The 18,619-nt window shown below is 62.7% G+C and carries 20 protein-coding genes; 7 read left to right on the forward strand and 13 right to left on the reverse strand.

All coding sequences use genetic code 11. The features are described from left to right. Positions 1 to 44: 44 nt before the first annotated feature. Both mnmE and CHR90_RS04360 read right to left on the reverse strand, forming a co-directional pair. Complete coding sequence (gene mnmE, locus CHR90_RS04355; protein ID WP_094407758.1) at positions 45 to 1,382, reverse strand: tRNA uridine-5-carboxymethylaminomethyl(34) synthesis GTPase MnmE; 1,338 nt, start codon at positions 1,380 to 1,382, stop codon at positions 45 to 47. Then, positions 1,379 to 1,729: a (2Fe-2S) ferredoxin domain-containing protein gene (locus tag CHR90_RS04360; protein ID WP_094407759.1), complete on the reverse strand. Its 351-nt coding sequence runs from the start codon at positions 1,727 to 1,729 to the stop codon at positions 1,379 to 1,381. The genes mnmE and CHR90_RS04360 overlap by 4 nt, the downstream gene beginning before the upstream one ends. Positions 1,730 to 1,860: 131 nt before the next feature. Here CHR90_RS04360 and CHR90_RS04365 point away from each other — a divergent pair, with 131 nt between their 5' ends. Together CHR90_RS04365 and CHR90_RS04370 are read left to right on the forward strand one after the other, a co-directional pair. After that, positions 1,861 to 2,556 carry a dienelactone hydrolase family protein gene (locus CHR90_RS04365; protein WP_094407760.1) on the forward strand — a complete coding sequence of 232 codons (696 nt, stop codon included), beginning with the start codon at positions 1,861 to 1,863 and terminating at the stop codon, positions 2,554 to 2,556. Positions 2,557 to 2,567: 11 nt separating this feature from the next. Then, the gene (locus CHR90_RS04370) at positions 2,568 to 3,545 is read left to right on the forward strand and encodes a quinone oxidoreductase family protein (RefSeq protein ID WP_094407761.1); all 978 of its coding nucleotides are present in this window, start codon (positions 2,568 to 2,570) and stop codon (positions 3,543 to 3,545) included. 49 nt (positions 3,546 to 3,594) lie between these two features. Here CHR90_RS04370 and CHR90_RS19505 read toward each other — a convergent pair whose 3' ends face one another. The 7 genes from CHR90_RS19505 to trpD all read right to left on the reverse strand — a co-directional run bounded on the left by CHR90_RS19505 (position 3,595) and on the right by trpD (position 7,657). After that, positions 3,595 to 3,933: a hypothetical protein gene (locus CHR90_RS19505; protein ID WP_094407762.1), complete on the reverse strand. Its 339-nt coding sequence runs from the start codon at positions 3,931 to 3,933 to the stop codon at positions 3,595 to 3,597. 98 nt (positions 3,934 to 4,031) lie between these two features. Further along, positions 4,032 to 4,400, reverse strand: coding sequence for a hypothetical protein (locus tag CHR90_RS04380; protein WP_141210866.1), 369 nt, complete (start codon positions 4,398 to 4,400; stop codon positions 4,032 to 4,034). A 178-nt stretch (positions 4,401 to 4,578) separates the two neighbouring features. Then, positions 4,579 to 5,190: a phosphoribosylanthranilate isomerase gene (locus tag CHR90_RS04385; protein WP_094407764.1), complete on the reverse strand. Its 612-nt coding sequence runs from the start codon at positions 5,188 to 5,190 to the stop codon at positions 4,579 to 4,581. Between the two features lie 25 nt (positions 5,191 to 5,215). Continuing rightward, positions 5,216 to 5,536: a HigA family addiction module antitoxin gene (locus CHR90_RS04390; protein ID WP_094407765.1), complete on the reverse strand. Its 321-nt coding sequence runs from the start codon at positions 5,534 to 5,536 to the stop codon at positions 5,216 to 5,218. Beyond that, a complete protein-coding gene (locus CHR90_RS04395) occupies positions 5,508 to 5,786 on the reverse strand; it encodes a type II toxin-antitoxin system RelE/ParE family toxin (protein WP_094407766.1) in 279 nt (92 codons plus the stop codon). Before CHR90_RS04395 ends, CHR90_RS04390 begins: the two co-directional genes overlap by 29 nt. Positions 5,787 to 5,850: 64 nt before the next feature. Further along, entirely contained in the window at positions 5,851 to 6,642 is a 792-nt protein-coding gene (gene trpC, locus CHR90_RS04400; RefSeq protein ID WP_094407767.1) for an indole-3-glycerol phosphate synthase TrpC, read from the reverse strand. Position 6,643: 1 nt separating this feature from the next. Further along, positions 6,644 to 7,657, reverse strand: a complete 1,014-nt coding sequence (gene trpD / locus CHR90_RS04405; RefSeq protein WP_094407768.1) for an anthranilate phosphoribosyltransferase — start codon at positions 7,655 to 7,657, stop codon at positions 6,644 to 6,646. 168 nt (positions 7,658 to 7,825) lie between these two features. Here trpD and CHR90_RS04410 point away from each other — a divergent pair, with 168 nt between their 5' ends. Next, positions 7,826 to 8,467, forward strand: a complete 642-nt coding sequence (locus CHR90_RS04410) for a DsbA family protein (RefSeq protein WP_094407769.1) — start codon at positions 7,826 to 7,828, stop codon at positions 8,465 to 8,467. On the opposite strand, the gene CHR90_RS04415 is transcribed toward CHR90_RS04410, so the two are convergent. Genes CHR90_RS04415 through CHR90_RS04425 form a run of 3 tightly spaced genes read right to left on the reverse strand, consistent with a single transcriptional unit; the run spans position 8,464 to position 9,386 of the window. Next, on the reverse strand, positions 8,464 to 8,844 hold the full coding sequence (locus CHR90_RS04415; RefSeq protein ID WP_094407770.1) for a type II toxin-antitoxin system HicB family antitoxin: 381 nt from the start codon (positions 8,842 to 8,844) through the stop codon (positions 8,464 to 8,466). The genes CHR90_RS04410 and CHR90_RS04415 overlap by 4 nt on opposite strands. Before the next feature lie 4 nt (positions 8,845 to 8,848). After that, positions 8,849 to 9,163, reverse strand: a complete 315-nt coding sequence (locus CHR90_RS19865; RefSeq protein WP_308421794.1) for a type II toxin-antitoxin system HicA family toxin — start codon at positions 9,161 to 9,163, stop codon at positions 8,849 to 8,851. Beyond that, positions 9,096 to 9,386 carry a 4a-hydroxytetrahydrobiopterin dehydratase gene (locus CHR90_RS04425; RefSeq protein ID WP_094407772.1) on the reverse strand — a complete coding sequence of 97 codons (291 nt, stop codon included), beginning with the start codon at positions 9,384 to 9,386 and terminating at the stop codon, positions 9,096 to 9,098. The genes CHR90_RS19865 and CHR90_RS04425 overlap by 68 nt, the downstream gene beginning before the upstream one ends. Before the next feature lie 117 nt (positions 9,387 to 9,503). On the opposite strand from CHR90_RS04425, the gene CHR90_RS04430 reads away from it, so the two are divergent. From CHR90_RS04430 to moaB, 4 genes are all read left to right on the forward strand, one after another. Then, complete coding sequence (locus CHR90_RS04430; protein WP_141210867.1) at positions 9,504 to 11,165, forward strand: DUF6311 domain-containing protein; 1,662 nt, start codon at positions 9,504 to 9,506, stop codon at positions 11,163 to 11,165. Positions 11,166 to 11,210: 45 nt separating this feature from the next. Continuing rightward, positions 11,211 to 12,047, forward strand: coding sequence for a uracil-DNA glycosylase (locus CHR90_RS04435; protein ID WP_094407774.1), 837 nt, complete (start codon positions 11,211 to 11,213; stop codon positions 12,045 to 12,047). A 110-nt stretch (positions 12,048 to 12,157) separates the two neighbouring features. Next, on the forward strand, positions 12,158 to 14,047 hold the full coding sequence (locus CHR90_RS19745; RefSeq protein WP_094407775.1) for a lytic transglycosylase domain-containing protein: 1,890 nt from the start codon (positions 12,158 to 12,160) through the stop codon (positions 14,045 to 14,047). Between the two features lie 22 nt (positions 14,048 to 14,069). Next, entirely contained in the window at positions 14,070 to 14,609 is a 540-nt protein-coding gene (gene moaB, locus CHR90_RS04445; RefSeq protein WP_094407776.1) for a molybdenum cofactor biosynthesis protein B, read from the forward strand. 76 nt (positions 14,610 to 14,685) lie between these two features. On the opposite strand, the gene CHR90_RS04450 is transcribed toward moaB, so the two are convergent. After that, positions 14,686 to 18,570 carry a beta strand repeat-containing protein gene (locus tag CHR90_RS04450; protein WP_094407777.1) on the reverse strand — a complete coding sequence of 1,295 codons (3,885 nt, stop codon included), beginning with the start codon at positions 18,568 to 18,570 and terminating at the stop codon, positions 14,686 to 14,688. Positions 18,571 to 18,619 lie beyond the last annotated feature (49 nt).

An 18,619-nucleotide genomic window follows, 5' to 3' on the forward strand; every position in this document is an offset into this window, starting at 1 on the left:
GAACAATCGATGCAGAATAGCACTGGGAACGCATCACGCCTATATCACTTCCCGATGCAAAACTCGGCGAAGATCAGCCCGAGAATATCCTCGACATCGACCCGCCCGACGATCCGTCCCAGGCCGCGCAGGGCGAGGCGCACATCTTCGGTGATCAACTCCGGCAGCGTCCCAGACAAAGCCCGGTCGAGTGCCGCGCAGGTTTCATCCAAGGCGGCGCGATGGCGCGCGCGGGTCAGCAGTGGATCGGCCCCGGTCGAAAGCAGGGCGGCGGCGCGTTCGGTCAGCGCCTGCATGAGCGCGTCGAACCCAATGCCGTCCTGCACGGAGAGCGGTAGCCAGCCCCGGGCATCGGCGGGGGGCGCGATCCCCGCGTCGCACTTCGTTAGCAGGCGCAGCGTTCCTGGCTGATCGAGCCAGGGCGCGACATCATCGGGCACGCGCGGCCAATCGGCGCGGTCGAGCAGCACCAGCGCCAGATCGGCCTGATCGGCGCGGGCGCGGGCGCGGCGGATACCCTCCGCCTCAATCGGATCATCGGTGGCGCGCAGCCCGGCGGTATCGACCAGCGTCACCGGGTAGCCGCCAAGGTCAAGATGCAGTTCGATAACGTCGCGCGTCGTCCCGGCGCGGTCGGAGACAATCGCCGCCTCCCGCCCCGCCAGCGCATTCAACAGGCTGGACTTTCCGGCGTTGGGCGGCCCCAAGATGACGATGGTCAAGCCCTGGCGCAGCCGCTCGCCACGCCCATCAGCCGCCTGCCCCCGCATCTCCGCCAGTAGTGCCGTCAGGTCGGGGCGGGTGGCGGACAGAAGATCGTCCGGCACATCCTCTTCCTCGACGAAATCAATCGTTGCCTCGCAATGGGCCAGCGCGCGCATCAGCCGCGCTTGCCACCCGAGGATAATCTGCCCCAAGGCGCCGTCGAGTTGCCGCACTGCCTGCCGCCGCTGCGCTTCGGTTTCGGCGTCGATCAAGTCGGCCAGGCCCTCCACCTCGGTCAGGTCGAGCTTGCCGTTATCGAAGGCGCGGCGGGTAAATTCCCCCGGCTCGGCCAAGCGCACGCCGGGAAAGCCGGTTGCCGCCGCCAGCAGGGCGGCCAACACTGCCCGGCTGCCGTGAACCTGAAACTCCGCCACATCCTCGCCGGTGAAACTGGCCGGGCCGGGGAACCAGAGCAACAGCCCACGGTCCAACAGCGCCCCAGTGGCGGGATCGCTGAAACTCGCATAGGCGGCCAAGCGCGGGGCGGGCAGGGGGCGGCGCCCGGTCAGCGCCACCGTCAGCGGCCCGGCCTCGGGGCCGGAGACGCGCAGCACAGCAACCCCCGCCCGACCGGGGGCTGTGGCGACGGCGATAATCGTTTCGGCGCGGGCGGTCACAGGCTCTTCTGATCCGGCTGCAGCATCAGGCGTTCGACACGCCCGCCGCCCTGCAGATGGGTGATCAAAATCTCGTCGATATCCTCGGCGGTGCGAGCATGGTACCAGATACCTTCCGGATAGATCACCATGGTCGGCCCCAGCTCGCACCGGTCTAGGCAGGCGGCGCCATTGACGCGCAGGCCCCGGATGCCGAGTTCCTTAGCGCGGGCTTTGGCATAGTCGCGCAGCTTTTCCGACCCCGACCCAGCGCAGGAGCCGCGCGGATGCCCGTCCGGGCGGCGGTTGGTGCAGACGAAAAAATGAGCATCGAAATATAGGGCGGGATCGGTCGGCAGACGGGGCATTCGCATCTCGGGCAAAGGGGTCGAAAACAGCCGATAGAAGGTCGGCTTAACTCTGTTAAATTTCAAGTCTTGCGCGGATGCGAGACTATCGGTCCAATGCGGGCAACGCAATCTTTCGGGGGGAATACCCAATGGCGGGCACGGTCACGATTACGACGGCAGCGGGCGAGAGCTTTACGGCCTATGAAGCGAAACCGGACGGCGCCCCGAAAGGTGGGCTGGTGCTGATCCAGGAAATCTTCGGCGTCAATCAGGTGATGCGCGATCTGGCGGAAGGTTTTGCCGCGCAGGGCTATCACGTCCTGGCGCCGGACCTGTTTTGGCGGCAGGAGCCGGGTGTCGATATTACCGATAAGACGGAAGCCGAATGGCAGAAGGCTTTCGCCCTGCTGAACGGTTTTGATCAAGACAAGGGCGTTGCCGACATTCAGGCGACGATCAGCCATCTGCGCGGCTTGGGTGTTGGGAAGGTCGGCACGGTCGGCTATTGCCTGGGCGGGCGCTTGGCGCTGTTAACGGCCCTGCGCACCGATGCCGATGCCGCCGTGTCCTACTACGGCATCATGCTGGCACCGCTGGTGCCGGAGTTCGAGAAGATCAGCGCCCCGCTGCTGATGCATATCGCCGAGTTGGATAAATACGTGCCGCCCGCCGACCGGGAAGCGGTGCTGGCTGCGCTGGCCAGCCGCCCCGCCGCGTCCGCCTATGTCTACGACGGGCAGGAACACGCTTTCGCCCGCGTCGGTGGTCAGCATTACAATGCCGATGCCGCGACGCTCGCCAATGGACGGACGGAGGCTTTCCTGGCGAAAGCCTTGGCGGCGTAAGGATCCTCACGATGACCAAGACCCATGCCATTCGCCTGCACGCCTTCGGCGGCCCCGAGGTTTTACAGTGGGAAGAAATCGAGCTTCCTGCCCCCGGCCCGAACGAGGCGTTGATCCGCCAGACCGCCATCGGCCTTAACTTTATCGAAATCTACCAGCGCACCGGGCTTTATCCGCTGCCGCTACCGCTCGTGCTGGGGCAGGAGGGCGCGGGCGTCGTCGAGGCGGTCGGCCCAGGGGTCACAGTCGTGAAACCGGGTGACCGGGTTGGCTATGCCAGCGGCCCCTCCGGCGCCTATGCCGAAAAGCGGCTCTATCCCGCCGACCGGCTGGTCCCGCTGCCGGATGCGCTCGACGATAAGACAGCGGCGGCCATCCTGCTCGGCGGCATGACGGCGCGCTATCTGGTCAAGGAAACCTTCCCGCTGAAACCGGGGCATACGATCCTGTTCCACGCCGCAGCGGGCGGGGTTGGGCAGATTGCCGTGCAATGGGCCAAGCATTTGGGCGCCACGGTGATCGGCACCGTCTCCGCCGGGAAAGTCGATCTCGCTAAATCCCTGGGCTGCGATCATGTGTTGGTGAGCGGCCAGGACGATATCGCCGCCCAAGTGAAGGCCCTCACCGGCGGACGCGGCGTCGATGTCGTCTACGATTCGGTTGGCAAGGATACGTGGGATGCCTCGCTCGACGCGCTGGCCCCGCGCGGCATGATGGTGACCTATGGCAATGCCTCCGGTCCGGTTCCGGCGGTTGCCCCGCTGACCCTCGCCAGCAAAGGGTCGCTGTTCCTGACCCGCCCGACCCTCGGCCATTACATCGATACCCGGGAAAGGTTGCTGGCGAACGCCGAGGATCTGTTCGACGTGGTCCTGTCGGGGAAGGTCAAGATTCACGTGAACCAGACCTTCGCGCTCAAGGATGTTGCCCAAGCCCATATCGCCCTCGCCGAACGGCGGACGACGGGCGCAACGGTGCTGCTGCCGTAACCGGCAAAACCCCCTCGGGGAGGCCCGAGGGGGTTTCTAGGCGGCTTGGTTAGTTCGTCGTCGTCTTCGCCGCCGGGGCTACCGTCGTCGCGGCGGCGCCCTGGGCGGCCTTATCCTCGACCTTCTTCACCGGCGCGGTTTCGGCCTTCACATCGGTCTTGCCAGCCTCGGGCTTCACGGTCGGGGCGACCTTGGTGTCGGCAGTGCCCGACACGTGGGTCGGCGTCTGCACCTTATTCACATGCGCCTTCACCGGGGCAGCCGGGGTCGCGGCGGTAACAGCCGGTTTCGTCGGGGCAACCGGGGCGGTCGGGGTCGTCCCCGATGCCAGGGCAACGCCCGAGACAGTCAGAACCAGAGCGGCAAAGCCAGCAGCAATCTTCGACATGATCAAGATCCTTCAAGACGCGAGGGGAGGGGCGCAGGCGGGCTGGATGCCGCCGCCTGCGCTGAACAGAGGGAAGACTTAGGAAGGGAGAACGACGCTTAGTTGGTCGTCGTCTTCACTGGGGCGCCGGTCTGTGCGCCGGTCGCGGCGGCACCCTGCACAGCCTTATCGTCGGTCTTCTTGACCGGGGCGACTTCGGTTTTCACCTCCGGCTTTACCTCGGTCTTGCTAGCGTCAGGGGCAACCGGCTTCACGGTCGGTGCGGCTTTGGTTTCAGCAGCGCCCGAGGCTTGCACCGGGGCCTGGACCTTACCGGCCTGTTCCTTGACCGGCGCCGCCGGGGTGGTGGCCGCAGCCTTCACCGGGGCTTCCGGCGCGGGGGCAGGCAGGGTGGTCGCGCCAGACGCGAGGGCCATGCCCGACACCGAGAGAACCAGAGCAGCAAAACCGGCAGCAATCTTCGTCATGATTCGATCCTTACTTGTATCAGGCAAGTCGTTGTTTGGTTTTTCTTTCGGGGTTTCGGTCGCTTTCTCCGTCCCCCGTGCCAATAGACTTACGCCTGACACCGCATCAAATCAAATTACAACGGGCAGAACCTCAGTTTAGCTCCCCGTAACCTTGGGGCAGGATTAAGGCAGACTCTTATTCGACTGCCGCTTTCGCATGGGCGATGAAGGCGCGCACCTTGTCGGGGTCTTTGATCCCCGGCGCCGCCTCCGTCCCGCTAGCAACATCCACCGCATAGGGGCGAGTGCGGCGCACGGCATCGGCCACCGTCTCCGGCGTCAGCCCGCCCGCCAGAATCAGCCGCCCGGTCGCGGCCAGTGCTTCGACCGTTGCCGTATCGGCGACAACGCCCGACCCGCCGTAATGCCCTGCCGCCGCGCCATCGGCCAGAAAGCCCATTGCCTCCCAAGCGTCGAGATCGGCCGCCAGAGGCGGGGCTCGGAAGGCTTTGATAACCGGCATCGGCAGGCCGCGATACGCTGCTGGCGTTTCATCGCCATGAAGCTGCACGGCGCTTACGCCGGTTTTCGTCCAAAGATCGACCAGCTCGGCGGGCGTTGCATTGACCGTCACCGCCACCGTCTGCACGAAGGGCGGCAGTTCCCGCCGCAGCCGGGCAAGGTCCGCCACCGCAATCGCCCGCTTCGACCCCGGCCACGTGACGAACCCTAAAGCATCCGCCCCACAGGCCGCCGCGTGCAACGCATCGCCCAAGCGCGTCAGACCGCAAATTTTTACCCGGACCATGTGCTGTTTACCTTACTTAACGCCTCTATGCGGCGCGGGACCGAACAACGGCGGCGATATGCCCGCCATCCTTGGCTTCCGTGACGGCGAGATCGTAGGCCGACTGCAAATTCAGCCAGAGGCGTGCCGACGTGCCGAAATAAGCCGCCAATCGCAGGGCGGTATCGGCGGTTATCCCGCGTTTACCCGCGATAATATCCGCCATCCGGCTCTGCGGCACGTCCAAAGCGCGGGCAAGGGCGGAAACCGACAGGCCAGCCTCGGCCACTTCATCGGCTAGAACTTCACCGGGATGGATCGCCGGAAGGTTAACCTTCTCAATGGTAATCGACGATTTCGACATCATAGGCGTCCCCCTCGCTGAAAATGAAGCAAATCCGCCACTGGACATTGATGCGGATGCTGAACTGGCCCTTTCGATCCCCTTGCAAGGCTTCAAACCGATTAGACGGAAACTCCATCAAATCGGCTAAGCAAGACGCCTCGTGCAGCAACGCCAGCCGCCGTTGGGCTTGCCGTTCAAAAGCCTGAAACTCCGCCACCCGCTCACCCGCGAGAAACCGAGCCGTTCGCTTGTCTGCGGCAGTTTTGATCATATGGGTATCATAAACCGATTATCAGTATCTGATAAACGGATAATCCACACGGCAGACCGGCTATCTACCGCCCCAACAAATAACGCAACTGCGCCCCCGGTTCTGGCGCGCGCATCAGAGCGGAGCCGATCAGCACCGCTTGGGCGTCGATAGCGCGCATGCGGGCGAAATCCTCCGGCGTCTCAAGCCCGCTTTCGGCGACGAAGCCAGTGCCGGGCGGCACCATCGGGCGCAGCCGTTCGGCGTTCTTGAGGTCGATAATGAAGGTGGTGAGGTCGCGGTTATTGACGCCGATCAGATCAGCACCGGACTTCAACGCAATCGCCATTTCCGCGTCATCATGCACTTCCACCAGCGCATCCAGCCCATAGGCGCGCGCTTGAGCGAGGTAATCGGCGGTTGCCTCGCCCAAGACGGCAACGATCAGCAGGCAGGCGTCAGCAATCAGGCGGGTTTCGGCAAGCTGCCAGGGATCGACGACGAAATCCTTGCGCAATACCGGGATCGAAACCTGGGCGCGGGCAGCCTGTAATTCTTCATCCTTCCCATGAAACCAATGGGGCTCGGTCAGGATCGACAGGGCGGAAGCCCCCGCCGCCTCATAGGATTTGGCAATCGCCACCGGGTCACTGTCCGCCCGGATCGTTCCGGCGGAGGGGGAGGCGCGCTTGATCTCGGCGATCACACGCAGGTCGCCCGGCGCGGTTACCGCCCGGGTGAAGCCGCGCGTCGGGGGGAGGGTGGCAATCGCCCGCTCAAGCTCGGCCAGAGACCGTTTAGCCTTTGCAGCGGCGACATCCTCCGCCCGGCGGTCGCAGATCGGCTTCAGGCGGTTGGGAAGGGTGGTGGTCGTCATCTTAGGCCTCATTCTTCAGGGCGCGCAGCCCATCGAGCTTCGCCAGCGCCGCGCCGGAGGCAATTGCCTGGTCCGCCAGGGCAACGCCTTCCTTGAAATCGCCGGCCGCATCGGCGGCAACCAGGGCGGCCGCAGCATTCATCAGTACCGCCGGGCGGCCTGGGTGATCCTCGCCGCGCAGGATCGCCAACAAAGCCGCCGCATTCTCCTGCGGGGTGCCGCCCTTGATACTGTCGAGCGGTCGTTCCTCAAACCCGAAATCGGCGGGGGTGACGGTGAAAACCTCGATCTCGCCCTTCTTCAGCGCGGCGACATGGGTGCGCCCAAGCGGCGCCACCTCGTCCAACCCCACCTCGGCCGAGATGACCAAGCCACGCTCGCACTCTAGCCCGGCCAAGGCTTCGGCCATCGTCCGCAGCTTCGACGGGTGATAGACGCCAACGCACTGCGTGCGGACATGAGCGGGATTGGTCAGCGGCCCGAGCAGATTGAATAGGGTCCGCACGCCCAAGGTCCGCCGGATCGTCACCACGGCCTTGGTGGCTGGGTGATAAAGCGGCGCGAAGAGGAAGCCGATCCCGATGGTTTCGATGCCGCGCGCCGTCGCCTCGATCGACAGATCGACCGGAACGCCCAGGGCTTCCAGCACGTCGGAACTACCGCTTTTCGACGACACCGCGCGGTTACCGTGCTTGGCGACGCTGACCCCGGCCCCCGCCGCGATGATCGCCGCCGTGGTCGAAAGGTTCAGCCCCCCCGCGCCATCGCCGCCGGTTCCGGCGGTACACAGGGTCGGGCGCGTCTTCAATGGCAGTTTGAGGGCGCGGGCGCGCAGGACGGAGGCGGCGCCGATCAACTCTTCGACCGTCTCCCCCTTCACCCGCAGGCCCATCAACAAACCGGCGAATTGCAGATCGGGGCAGCCGCCATCAATCAGATCATCCAGCGCGAAGGCCAGTTCCTGCCGGGTCAAATCCTGCCCACGCCCGACTTTTTCCAAAAGCTCCGTAATCATCGCGCCGCCTGCCTCGATACCATTCGCCTCAAAAGGGCTAAGACTGTGCCGGGCGGGGGGGAGAAGGGTCAAGGGCCGACCGCGCGGGGCGGGAATGTCTAAGGCTTGGCCTTTATCGCTGCCGCCGCTAGGGTAACACCGTTCTTGTGCCCCCTCGGAGCTGCTGCGATGCCCGCCACCCTAACTTATCTTTTCGATCCGCTGTGCGGTTGGTGCTATGGGGCGGCCCCGGCCCTGGCGGTTTTGGCGGCGCGGCCCGATGTGACCTTGCGGCTGCTGCCCACCGGCCTGTTCGCCGGGGCGGGCGCCCGCCCGATGAGCGCGGAGTTTGCGGCCTATGCCTGGTCGAACGATCAGCGCATCGCCCAATTAACCGGGCAGGTTTTTTCCGACGCCTATCGCACGCGGGTGCTGACCGATAGCGATCAGCCTTTCGATTCAGGCCCGGCAACCTTCGCCCTTACCGCCGTTGCCTTAACGGCGCCGGAGGAAGAATTGACGGCGCTGAAAGCCATCCAAAGTGCCCGCTACGTCGATGGTCGCGCGATTACGCTGCCAGAAACTTTAGCGAATATTCTGCGCAGCCTCGATCTCGATGCTGCGGCAGATGTTTTCCTGACGCAAGGGGCCGACCTGCTGAACGCCGTGGATCAGCGGATCGGCGAGGGGCAACGGCTTCTAAACCAGCTCCGCGCCCAAGGCGTCCCCACCCTTGCGCGGACCGAGGCGGGGCAGGCGCCCCGGCAAATCCCAAGCGCGCTTCTGTTCGGACCGCGGGCCGACTTGGAAGCGTTTCTCATTGCCCCTTAAGCCAGTTTAGCTTCCGCCGCCTCCACCAAAAACCGGGACCGATTACCGCCACTAACCGCATCGATCCGCCCCAACAGAGGACGCGGTATCATGACGTTCACCCGCTCTGCCTTCAAGAAATCCTGGGGCAGGTCAATCAAGACCAAAACAGCCCCCGCCTGCTGGGGGTCGTCTTTCAAAGCTTCCAGGCTTGATGGTTGGGGAATCGGTTCGCCCAGCGTCTCTAGAACCGCGAGATGACCGGCCAAGGCTTCTGCCGCCATGGCGCGCGCCTCATCCAACGTTCGCCCGGCGCTGACACATCCAGGAAGGTCTGGAAACTCTACCCCGTAGTCGCTGTCCGTCTCTTTGCGGATATAGGCCACGTAATAGGTCATGGCATTACCTCGTTAACTTCAGCCCGCTCTGCCGTTCGATAGATTTGATTGTACCCGACGGAAAATCCCGTTTGGGGTGCGGAACAGTCACAAGGCCGGGCTTCGTTGGATGCTTGAAGTGCCAGTGACTGCCGGTTGTCCGAACATGCACCCAGCCATCGGCTTCTAGAAGAGCAATAAGTGCCCGGCTATCCATATGTGTAACGCTACACACAAACCGCGTCGACGTCAAACGACCTAACGGCGCGCGCTTAACCCGCCACGGCCTCCATCGCCTGCGCCAAAGCCACATCGCGGGCGGATAGGCCAGTGCAGTCATGGGTGGTCAGCAGCACATCGACGCGGTTATAGACGTTGAACCATTCTGGGTGATGGTCGGCCTTTTCCGCCAGAATGGCGACCCGGCTCATAAAGCCCCAGGCCTCGACAAAATCCGTGAAGCGGAAGCTTTTGGTGATCGCATCCCGGGTCGGCTCGTAGGTCCAGCCGGGCAAGCGGGCCAGGGCTTCCGCCCGTTCCTGTTCGGTCAACACGCGCAGCATCCAATACCTCCCTGTCGCTGACTCTTTGTTCATATTTTTCAGCCGCTTATCATATTGAACCCTTCATGATGTTTCTATAATTTTCCGAAACGAGAAGATTTTGCGGGACTTAAGCCCATGCGCGTCCATGCAGTTGATGGCTTCTTTGAAAAATACTTAACAGTGATTTCGATTATTATTGGAAGCATTCTTGTTTTTATAATTGTACCAATACCCTCTCTCACAGCATCCGTTTCCGACTGGCATGCCAGTACTCATCCAGACTACAGCATGAACCTAAACGGTTTCCTGTATTTTTGGGCGGAGCCGTGGCATTTCCCGCTCCTCAGCGTCAAGGGTCTTGGGATTCCATTTGGATTCAATATTTTTTACACTGACTCTTATCCCCTCGCTGCCTTAATCACCAAAATTCTGCCCCTATCGCAGGCCCCCAATATCTATCCGGCGTGCATTGCAGCGGCGATTCTCCTGCAAATGGTTTCAGGAACCTATCTTGCCCGCTGCTGCGGCCTGCGGAGTCCAGCCGCCTTGATGGTCGGCATAATGCTTATCTTCATGCCGTTTTTTTTATTTCGCTTCGTCCATATTGCCTTAGCGAACCACTGGATCATTCTGATTGGTCTTGCGGAAACCATCCGCCATCGCCCAGGCCATCAAGGACGGCTTGTGCTGCTCTCGCTCATCGCCCTGCTCACCCATGCCTATCTTCTCGCGATGATCTTCCCCCTATTCCTCATCGCATCGCTGCGGGCCGCCCTGCTGACCCCAACCCCTGCCCGAAAGTTCTTGGTCGAGAGTATGGGCACAGTCGGCCTCATGGTCGGGCTTGCGTATAGCATCGGCCTGGTCGGACACGGCCTTACGCCGCTGCCGCCCGATAACTTCGGACAGGCTTCCCTCAATCTGCTGAGCCCCTTCATCCCTCAACGCAGCGGCCTACTGCCGGGGCGAGACATCATCGATGCAACCGGATACCAGTATGAAGGATATGCCTATCTCGGCGCGGGCAGTCTGGTGCTGATGCTGGCCGCAGCTTGGATCGCCGTTCGGAAGGGTATCCCGAAGCTCAGCGGCCCGGTCGTGTTGCTGCCTCTCCTGTTAGGCCTCTTTTGGCTTTATGCCCTGTCGAACAGAATTTACCTTGGCCATCATCTGTTACTGACGGTGGATTTGCCGGAAGTAATTCTAAAAATCGCCGCACAGATGCGAAATTCAGGGCGCTTTTTCTGGCCCGTTGGGTATGCGCTGGTCGGGCTATCCCTGTTTCTGCTGCAGAAGCATCTTCGTCCTGCCGCGCTCTATGGGCTGCTGGGCGCGGCGCTAGTGCTGCAAATCATTGATGCCGGACCCATGAGAAAGGTCGCCCGGCACGACCTGAGCGATCGTCGAACCCCTGGAATTGACGCCACACTTTGGGACCGTAACTTCGCCCAAAGCCAACGCATCCTCGTCGAACCGCCTTTCGGCTGCGCCCCCATGCCCGATTGGCCGGTGATCGTTGATTTACAGAATGTTGCTGCCCGCAAGAATGTTCCGATCAACAGCCTCTACGCAGCGCGTGCCATGCGGACGTGCGATGACGTGCGGACTGCCACCGAAGCCGAACCGCGCGTTCCAGGAACCCTGTTTGTGTTTGTGGGGCCTCAGGCTGCATCAGTCCCTCGCCCGGATCTTTCCTGCCATAGTCTCCGCATCCCCCGGCAACTCCATAAGCTTTGGATGCCGCACGACGCTTCAGGGGAAACTGAACTGACGATCTGTTCGGCCAAACCAACCTGATCGGCAATAGCGCCGCGTCAGCCCATTCGGTAAGCTGTCGCTCCCATGTTGGAAACTGATCTCGCCCGCAAGCTCTTGGATTTCTACCTCGCCCTCGGGGTGGACGAGGCTATGGGCGACCAGCCGTTGGATCGCCGCCGGGCCGAACCGCCACCGGCGCCGGATCGCGGCCGCCCGCCTGCCCCAGGGCTGCGCGCGGCGGGACAGGCCGAGGCGCCCCCCAGCCGGGCCCCGGCGCCACCTGCCGATCTTGCGGCGCTGGCCCCCGACCGGGGGATCGCCGACGCCCGCACCCGGGCGGCTGAGTGTGGCACACTTGCCGCACTCGATGCCGCTATTCGGGGTTTTGACGGCTGCGCACTCAAACAAACCGCCATGTCGACGGTGATTTACGACGGTGCCGTCGACGCGCCGCTGCTGGTCATCGGCGAGGCACCGGGCGGCGAAGAAGATCGGCTGGGAAAGCCTTTCGTCGGCCCTGCCGGGCAGATGCTAGATCGGATGCTGGCGGCCATCGGCCTCGATCGTACACGGGCGTGCATTACCAATATGGTTTATTGGCGCCCGCCCGGAAATCGCAAGCCCACCGACGCCGAATTGGCGGTGTGTTTGCCCTTCGTCGAACGCTTTATTTCCCTTGTGAATCCTAAGGTTATCCTCTTGGCGGGGGGGACCCCGGCCCAGACGCTTTTGGGCCGGACGGACGGTATTACTAAGCTGCGTGGGCGCTGGTTCGATTGGACGGATTCACGCGGCGTAACAATACCTATGTTGCCCTCATATCATCCTTCGTATTTGCTGCGATCCCCAGGTCAAAAGCGCGATGCTTGGAAGGATTTCCTTGTTTTGGCGGATAGACTAGAAGGGCTTATACAGTCGTAGAAAAGCCATAAATTCTGGCGGTTTACGCGGTTCGTGTGGCGTATCACGCACACCTGTTGCAGATTTTCCTACTTGTCATCAAACTGTCTCGGCTCTATCTAAGCGGGACTATGACCAACATTCGCACGACCAAAGGGGGCTTTGGCACCCGTGGGCGCGGCTTTTTGCTTTTTGCGAGCGCGCTAACGGTTCCGGTTCTCCTTCTCGGCCCAATGCTGGCCCCCACCCGCCCCGCGCTTGCCGCGGCGCCCGCCCCCTTGCGGGACGAGGTTGCGGTCTATACGCCGGGTCCGACCGTCCCCACCGACGAAACCTCTCAAACCCTGCCGGACGTGCTGCGCGACGGCGATGTGGTGCTCTACCGCAAGATTCTGGAAGCCCAGGAAGCGGCCGACTGGCCGACCGCCGATAAACTGATCGGCGCACTCAGCGATCGCCAACTCGTCGGCCATATCCTCGCGCACCGCTACCTACAGACGCCCTATAAGGCGACCTATGACGAGCTTCGGCGCTGGCTTCTCGCCTTCATGGATCAGACCGAAGCGCCGCGCCTCTACGCCCTCGCCCAAAGCCGTAAGCCGAAAACCGGCGGCCCAGCGCTACCAAAGCTGAAGCAGAACGCCAGCTTCGACCGCTCCGGCGACGAGGATATGAGCTGGCGCGACAAGCCCTATACCTCCGCCCATCCCGGCAAAGGCTGGCCCGCGTTGGCCGCTAAGCTCAAGCGCGTCGATACCGCCGATGAAGCCCGGGATGCACTGCACCTCCTCGCGGCGGCGGAAGAAACCGTCGATCCGGTCCTGCTGGATCAGGCCCGCGCCCGGCTGGCACAACTGCTGTTTCTCGCCGGGCAGGATAGTACAGCCCTCACCGCCGCCAGTGCCGCCGCTCGCTCCGCCGATAAGGTGCCGGACGCCGCCTGGACCGGTGGGCTCGCCGCCTGGCGTCTCGGCCGCAAAACCGACGCGCTGGGGTTCTTCACCCAGGTTTGGGACTCGCCCGCCGCCTCCGACTGGACAAAAGCCGGGGCCGCCTTCTGGGCCTATCGCTCGGCAAAAGCCACCGGCAAGACGGTCGAGGCCGATCAATGGCTGAACCGTGCCGCCGAAGCGCCCTATACCTATTACGGGCTGCTGGCCCGCCGCACGTTGCAGTGGGATATTTCGCTGGATTGGGAACTGCCCAACCTCGCGGCGCGAGACCTTGCCAGCCTAAAGCGCTTTCCCGGCGTCACCCGCGCCCTGGCGCTGACCCAGATCGGCCTGAAAAGCCGAGCGGAAGCCGAACTGCGCGCCGTGTTGCCGCGCCTGCCCGCTGATCTCTATCTGCCGATGCTCACCCTGGCCGAACGCGGCGGTAGCCCCGGTCTGGCCATGAGCCTTGCGGGCGGTATTCAGCGGGTTCGGGGGGAACGCTATGACGCGGGCCTCTACCCGATCCCTCACTGGACGCCGCGCCAGGGGTTTGCCGTCAATCCCGCCTTGCTCTATGCCATCGCCCGACACGAATCCCATTTCACCGTCGGGGCAAAGAACCCATCGGGCGCGCGCGGGCTGCTGCAAATCATGCCAGAAACCGCGTCGGCGATGGCGCGCAAGGGCGGCGATGAAGATGATGCCCGCGATTTGGGCGACCCGACCGTCAATATGACGCTCGGCCAGCGCCTCGCCGCCACGCTGCTGCGCCATGATCTGGTCAATGGTAACCTGTTGCGCTTTTCGGTCGGCTATTCCGCCGGGATCGGCCAGCTCGATAAGATGCTGAAAGGCGAAGGGACGACGAAGGCCGCGATGACCGCTGCCACCCGCGATCCGCTGCTGTTCGTCGAAAGCATTCCCTATGTCGAAAGCCGCAACTTCACCAAACGGCTTCTGGCCAACTATTGGATCTATCAGAAGCGCCTGAACCAGCCGACCGATAGCCTAACCGCGCTTGCCGCCGGTAAGATCCCGTCCTATCGTCCGGGGCAATATGCGCCGGTGGATTTGGCCGGGCGCTGACATCGCACCCCCGGAGACGGTTATGAGCAAGATCGACGAAACCCGCGCCTTCCGCCCGGTCAATATCGCCCTGCTCACCGTCTCCGACCGGCGCAGTTTGGCGGAAGATACGTCCGGCGATCTGCTGCAACAGCGCCTGACCGATGCTGGGCACGTCCTGGCGGCGCGGGCGCTGCTGAAGGACGATCTTCCCGCGATCATCGCCCAACTGACCGCTTGGATCGATGATCCCGAGGTGGATTGCGTCATCACCACCGGCGGCACCGGCCTGACCGGGCGCGACGTTATGCCGGAAGCCTTCGCCACCGTCGTGGAAAAGGATATCCCCGGCTTCGGCGAACTCTTTCGCTGGATCAGCTTTCAGAAGATCGGCACCTCGACGATCCAAAGCCGCGCCACCGGCGGTCTAGCGCGCGGCACCTATCTTTTCGCGTTGCCCGGCTCCACCAGCGCCTGCCGCGACGGCTGGGATGAAATCCTGCGCTGGCAGCTCGATGCGCGGCATAAGCCCTGCAATCTCGTGGAACTGATGCCGCGCCTGCGGGAGCACGAGGGAGTTTAATCCCCCTCAAGGAAGCTCGGACCGTCTGCCATTCGGTTTGGGGCACAGAAAAGGCCCCACACAGTCCGGGAAATTGCTAAGCGATAAGGTCCGTTACGGCAAAATTGGTGACGCCCATCAGGATCACTGCACCGCTCTGCGTTGCTGCATCCAATGCCCCCGCGACAGCTTCGGTAATGAGAAGCGTATCGGGGCCTGCATCATTCACGGTGAAAACCCCGCCAGCGAAGCTGCCGCGCAGACCATAATGATGGTTGGCCGTTAAGGCCGATCCATTGCTGCCAGTGCTTAGCAGCGTATAAGAATTGACAGCAGAAACCCCCAGTTTATCAGATCCGGTGGCAAAATCAGTGATGATGTCCACACCATTGCCAAAGGTCATGGTTTCGCCAGCACCGATCGATGTTGCCGTCACGGTTTCGGCTGTCCGGGCAATGCCCTCACTCCGATAATGATAAAAAGTATCAAGGCCGGTCCCGCCTGTCAGGCTATCAGCGCCTGCCCCACCCCGAAGGAAATCATCCGCCCCGCCGCCCGCTAACGTGTCGATACCATCGCCACCATTCAAGGCATCGGCGAGCGCACCCCCAACGATCGAGTCGGTACCCGCACCACCAACAACAGTCATCCCATGGCCTGTTACTTGGGATGCATCAAAAGTGAGATTGTTCCCCGCCGTTAATCCCGCCCCCGAGACGGTTACGGTCGTTGTATCTGTGGCATGGGTCGAGGCGGCGGTAATAACATACTGATAGCTTGCCCCATCGGTCAGGGTGATGGTCTCGACCTCTTTCACCCCATCCAAATCGCTATTGGCGTTCCGGGCGGTTAGCGTCAGCGTATCGTTCCCGGTGCCGCCGGTCACCTGATCACCCGACGTCAGATTGCCACCCAATATGAACGTATCATTATCGGCCCCACCGGTTAGCGCATCGTTGCCGATGCCCGCCGTCAGCGTATCATTCCCCGCGCTACCATCGAGCGCATCATTCCCGTCGTTGCCAAAGAGTTCGTCGTTTCCACTATCGCCGAAAATATAATCGTTCCCGTCACTACCGATCAGACTGTCATTACCCAGGCCTCCATCTAAACTATCGTCACCAAGGCCACCGTCCAGAGTATCATTTTCGGAACCACTGGCCAGGAAGTCATTCCCGACCCCACCGACCAAACTATCGGTGCCAGCATGGCCATGGAGGGTATCATTTCCATCCCCCCCTAATAGAGTATCGCTACCCCCGCCCCCGCCCAGCGAGTCGTTTCCATCGCCGCCGAGCAGACTATCCGCTAAGTCTCCACCATTGATGGAGTCGACCCCAGCGCCGCCCGTAATCGTCATCGCATGCCCCGTAATCAGCAGACCATCAAAGGTCAGCGTCGAGGCACCCGTCAACGCGCTGGCATCGAGGGTAACGTTCGTCGTATCGGTTGCATGGACCGATCCAGTGCTGATGGTCCACGTGTAGCTCGCGCCATTTGCCAATCGGATCGTCTCAAACTGCGAAACGCCATTGAGGCTGGTTGCGCCGAGCGACGACGTCACCGTCAAAAGATCATTGCCTGTGCCGCCGGTCAGGGTTGTCGTTGCCGAAACATTGCCGCCGCCCACAATCGTATCGTCACCGCCGCCGGTGAGTACGCTCAGGCCACCGCCGCCAAGGGTAATCGTATCATTGCCCGATCCCGATTGGACCGAAACGCCAACCGGCACGGTAAAGGTCAGCGCCCCGGTCATGGCACTCCCGTTAAGCAACGTTGCCCCGCCGAAACTGCCCAGCGTCAACGCCCCTGCGCCAGTCACGGTGACAGTGCCGCCGCCCGCCATCAGGGTTCCCAAGGTGCTGGTCGAGCGAACCTCCAAACTCACCCCGTTGCGACCGGTTGTAATAACCGATCCGGCGGCTGACCCGTCGAGGCCGAATTTTTGGAGGGTGTTGCTATTGTCGGTCAGCGTCTTGGCATAACCGCTACCCAGAACGAACACCGTATTCGCCGCCAAATCGGTGCTGGGGGTTTGGACCGTCAGATTGCCGGTGCCCGTCAGGATAACCTCGCCGATCGCGGTAAAGCCGGTACCGTTCAAAACCGTTCCGCTCGCCGTCTGAAGGGCGATCCGATCAATGTCCGTGACCGTAGCGGTTCCAGCGGAATTGATCGTCCCCGTCTGCGCGGTCAGGGTCAGGCTATCGGTGCCGCCCCGCCCATTGATCACATCGGTGCCGTTCAATGTTCCGGCACCACCGCTGAAGGTCTCATTCGTCCCGGTTCCCGTCGGCACCAGACTATCGGTCAAACCGGTGGTCAGCACTAAGGAGACCGCCGGGGTCGGGGTGACAGGGGTCGTGACCGGCGTCGTCACCGGCGGCGGTGTCACAACGGGAATTTTGATGGTGCCATCGGCGTTCAAGCTAGCACTATCGCCCGCCGTCACCCCCGACTGTGAATAGATCAGAAACGGCGATACTTGATTGAGCGCGCTATTCGCCGCCGACACTGTATACCCGCCGGAGATGCGGGCGCCGTTCTGGTCGGTAACCTCGGTGCCCGGCGACAGCAGCAAGCTGATCGCCCCTGGGGTAAAGAAAGCGGCGGAGGTTGCCGTTAGCCGGGAAAAATCGATTGTCAGGCGCGATCCTTCCGTCAGGCCGCGCGCATCGAAAATCAGCCCGGCATCGCGGCCATTGGCCGCCAAAAAAGCATCGGTCAGCACGAGGCGGAACTGATTGGGCCGACCGTCCGCCGCCGCATTCACAAAGGCCAGCGCATCGAGATTGCGCAGAGTCGCCGCCCCGGTATCGATCACCAGCGGCGTCGTGCCCCCCGCGAGATAGAGAAGATCCTGCCCCTCCTCGCCGTCGATCACATCGCCCGCGACAAGGCTACCGTCCGACACGGTGAACCGATCATTCCCCGCGCCGCCAATCAGGGTTTCGAGGCCCAAATTGGCCACCAGCGTATCATTGCCGTCATCGCCATAGGCCTGATTGCGGCCTTCGCCCAGGTCAATCCAATCGCTGCCCGCATCGCCATGGGCCAAATCATCGCCGCCCGCGTCGCGGATAGTATCATTGCCGGTACCGCTCCATTGGCTATCGTTGCCGATGCCGCCCGACAGCGTATCGTTCCCCGCGCCGCCGACAATCGAATCGTTCCCAGCATTGCCGATCAGACTATCGGCCCCGTCCGAACCCGCCAGCGTATCGCGGCCCGACCCGCCGATGAGCACGCTGCCGGTTTGCGCGGCCCCCGCCTCGGTGCGCAGGACGCCGGTCAGCGCTAGGCCGATCAGGGCGCGGCTACCGTCGATATTCTCGAAACCGGTCAAGGTCGGTCCCGTCTCGGCGCCGGTGATCGTCTGCGTTCGGTTTTGATCGTCCCCCTGGGTCAGGTCAATCACGGCGAGATCGGGGGCCGCCGCCGCAGAAATCAGCAGCGTATCGCCCGCTCGGCCCTGCCCGCCTGCGGCGATCTTGACCGTGGGCGCTAGTCCGGCGCTGGGAAGCACCAGGTCGTCCGTCGCCGCCAAGGTGGCGCTCCCCGCTAGAACCGGCTGAAGCGATGCCGCAACGGTCCGGCCTTCCAGCAGCCCATAGGTAACGTAATGGCCCAGAACGGTCTGGAGTGTGTAACCCGCGCGGATCAGATCGGGGTTCGCCGCCAGATAGGCCGCCGCATCAAAGCCAAGCTGGTCACTGCTCGGTTGCCGGCCCTCCGTCGCCCCGAAGGCGAGGTAATGATCCCAAGCGCTGGCAAAAAAGCCCGCCGTTACCGCTGCCCGCACATCGGGGTTCTGCGTCAGGTAATAGGCGGCATCGAAAGCAGCATTCGGGTTCCGCCCCTCCCGCGCGCCGAAGCGTTCGAAATGATCCAGCGCGCTGCGGATCGTCCCTTGGGCCAGTGCTGCCGCAACATCGCGGTTAGCAGACAGATAGTAGGCAGCATCAAAGCCAAGCGCGCTCATTCCAAACCCCTGAAGCCTGTTTCAGGAGTGCGTTTTAACAAGGATTTAT

This window comes from Elstera cyanobacteriorum (assembly GCF_002251735.1).
Lineage (GTDB): Bacteria > Pseudomonadota > Alphaproteobacteria > Elsterales > Elsteraceae > Elstera > Elstera cyanobacteriorum.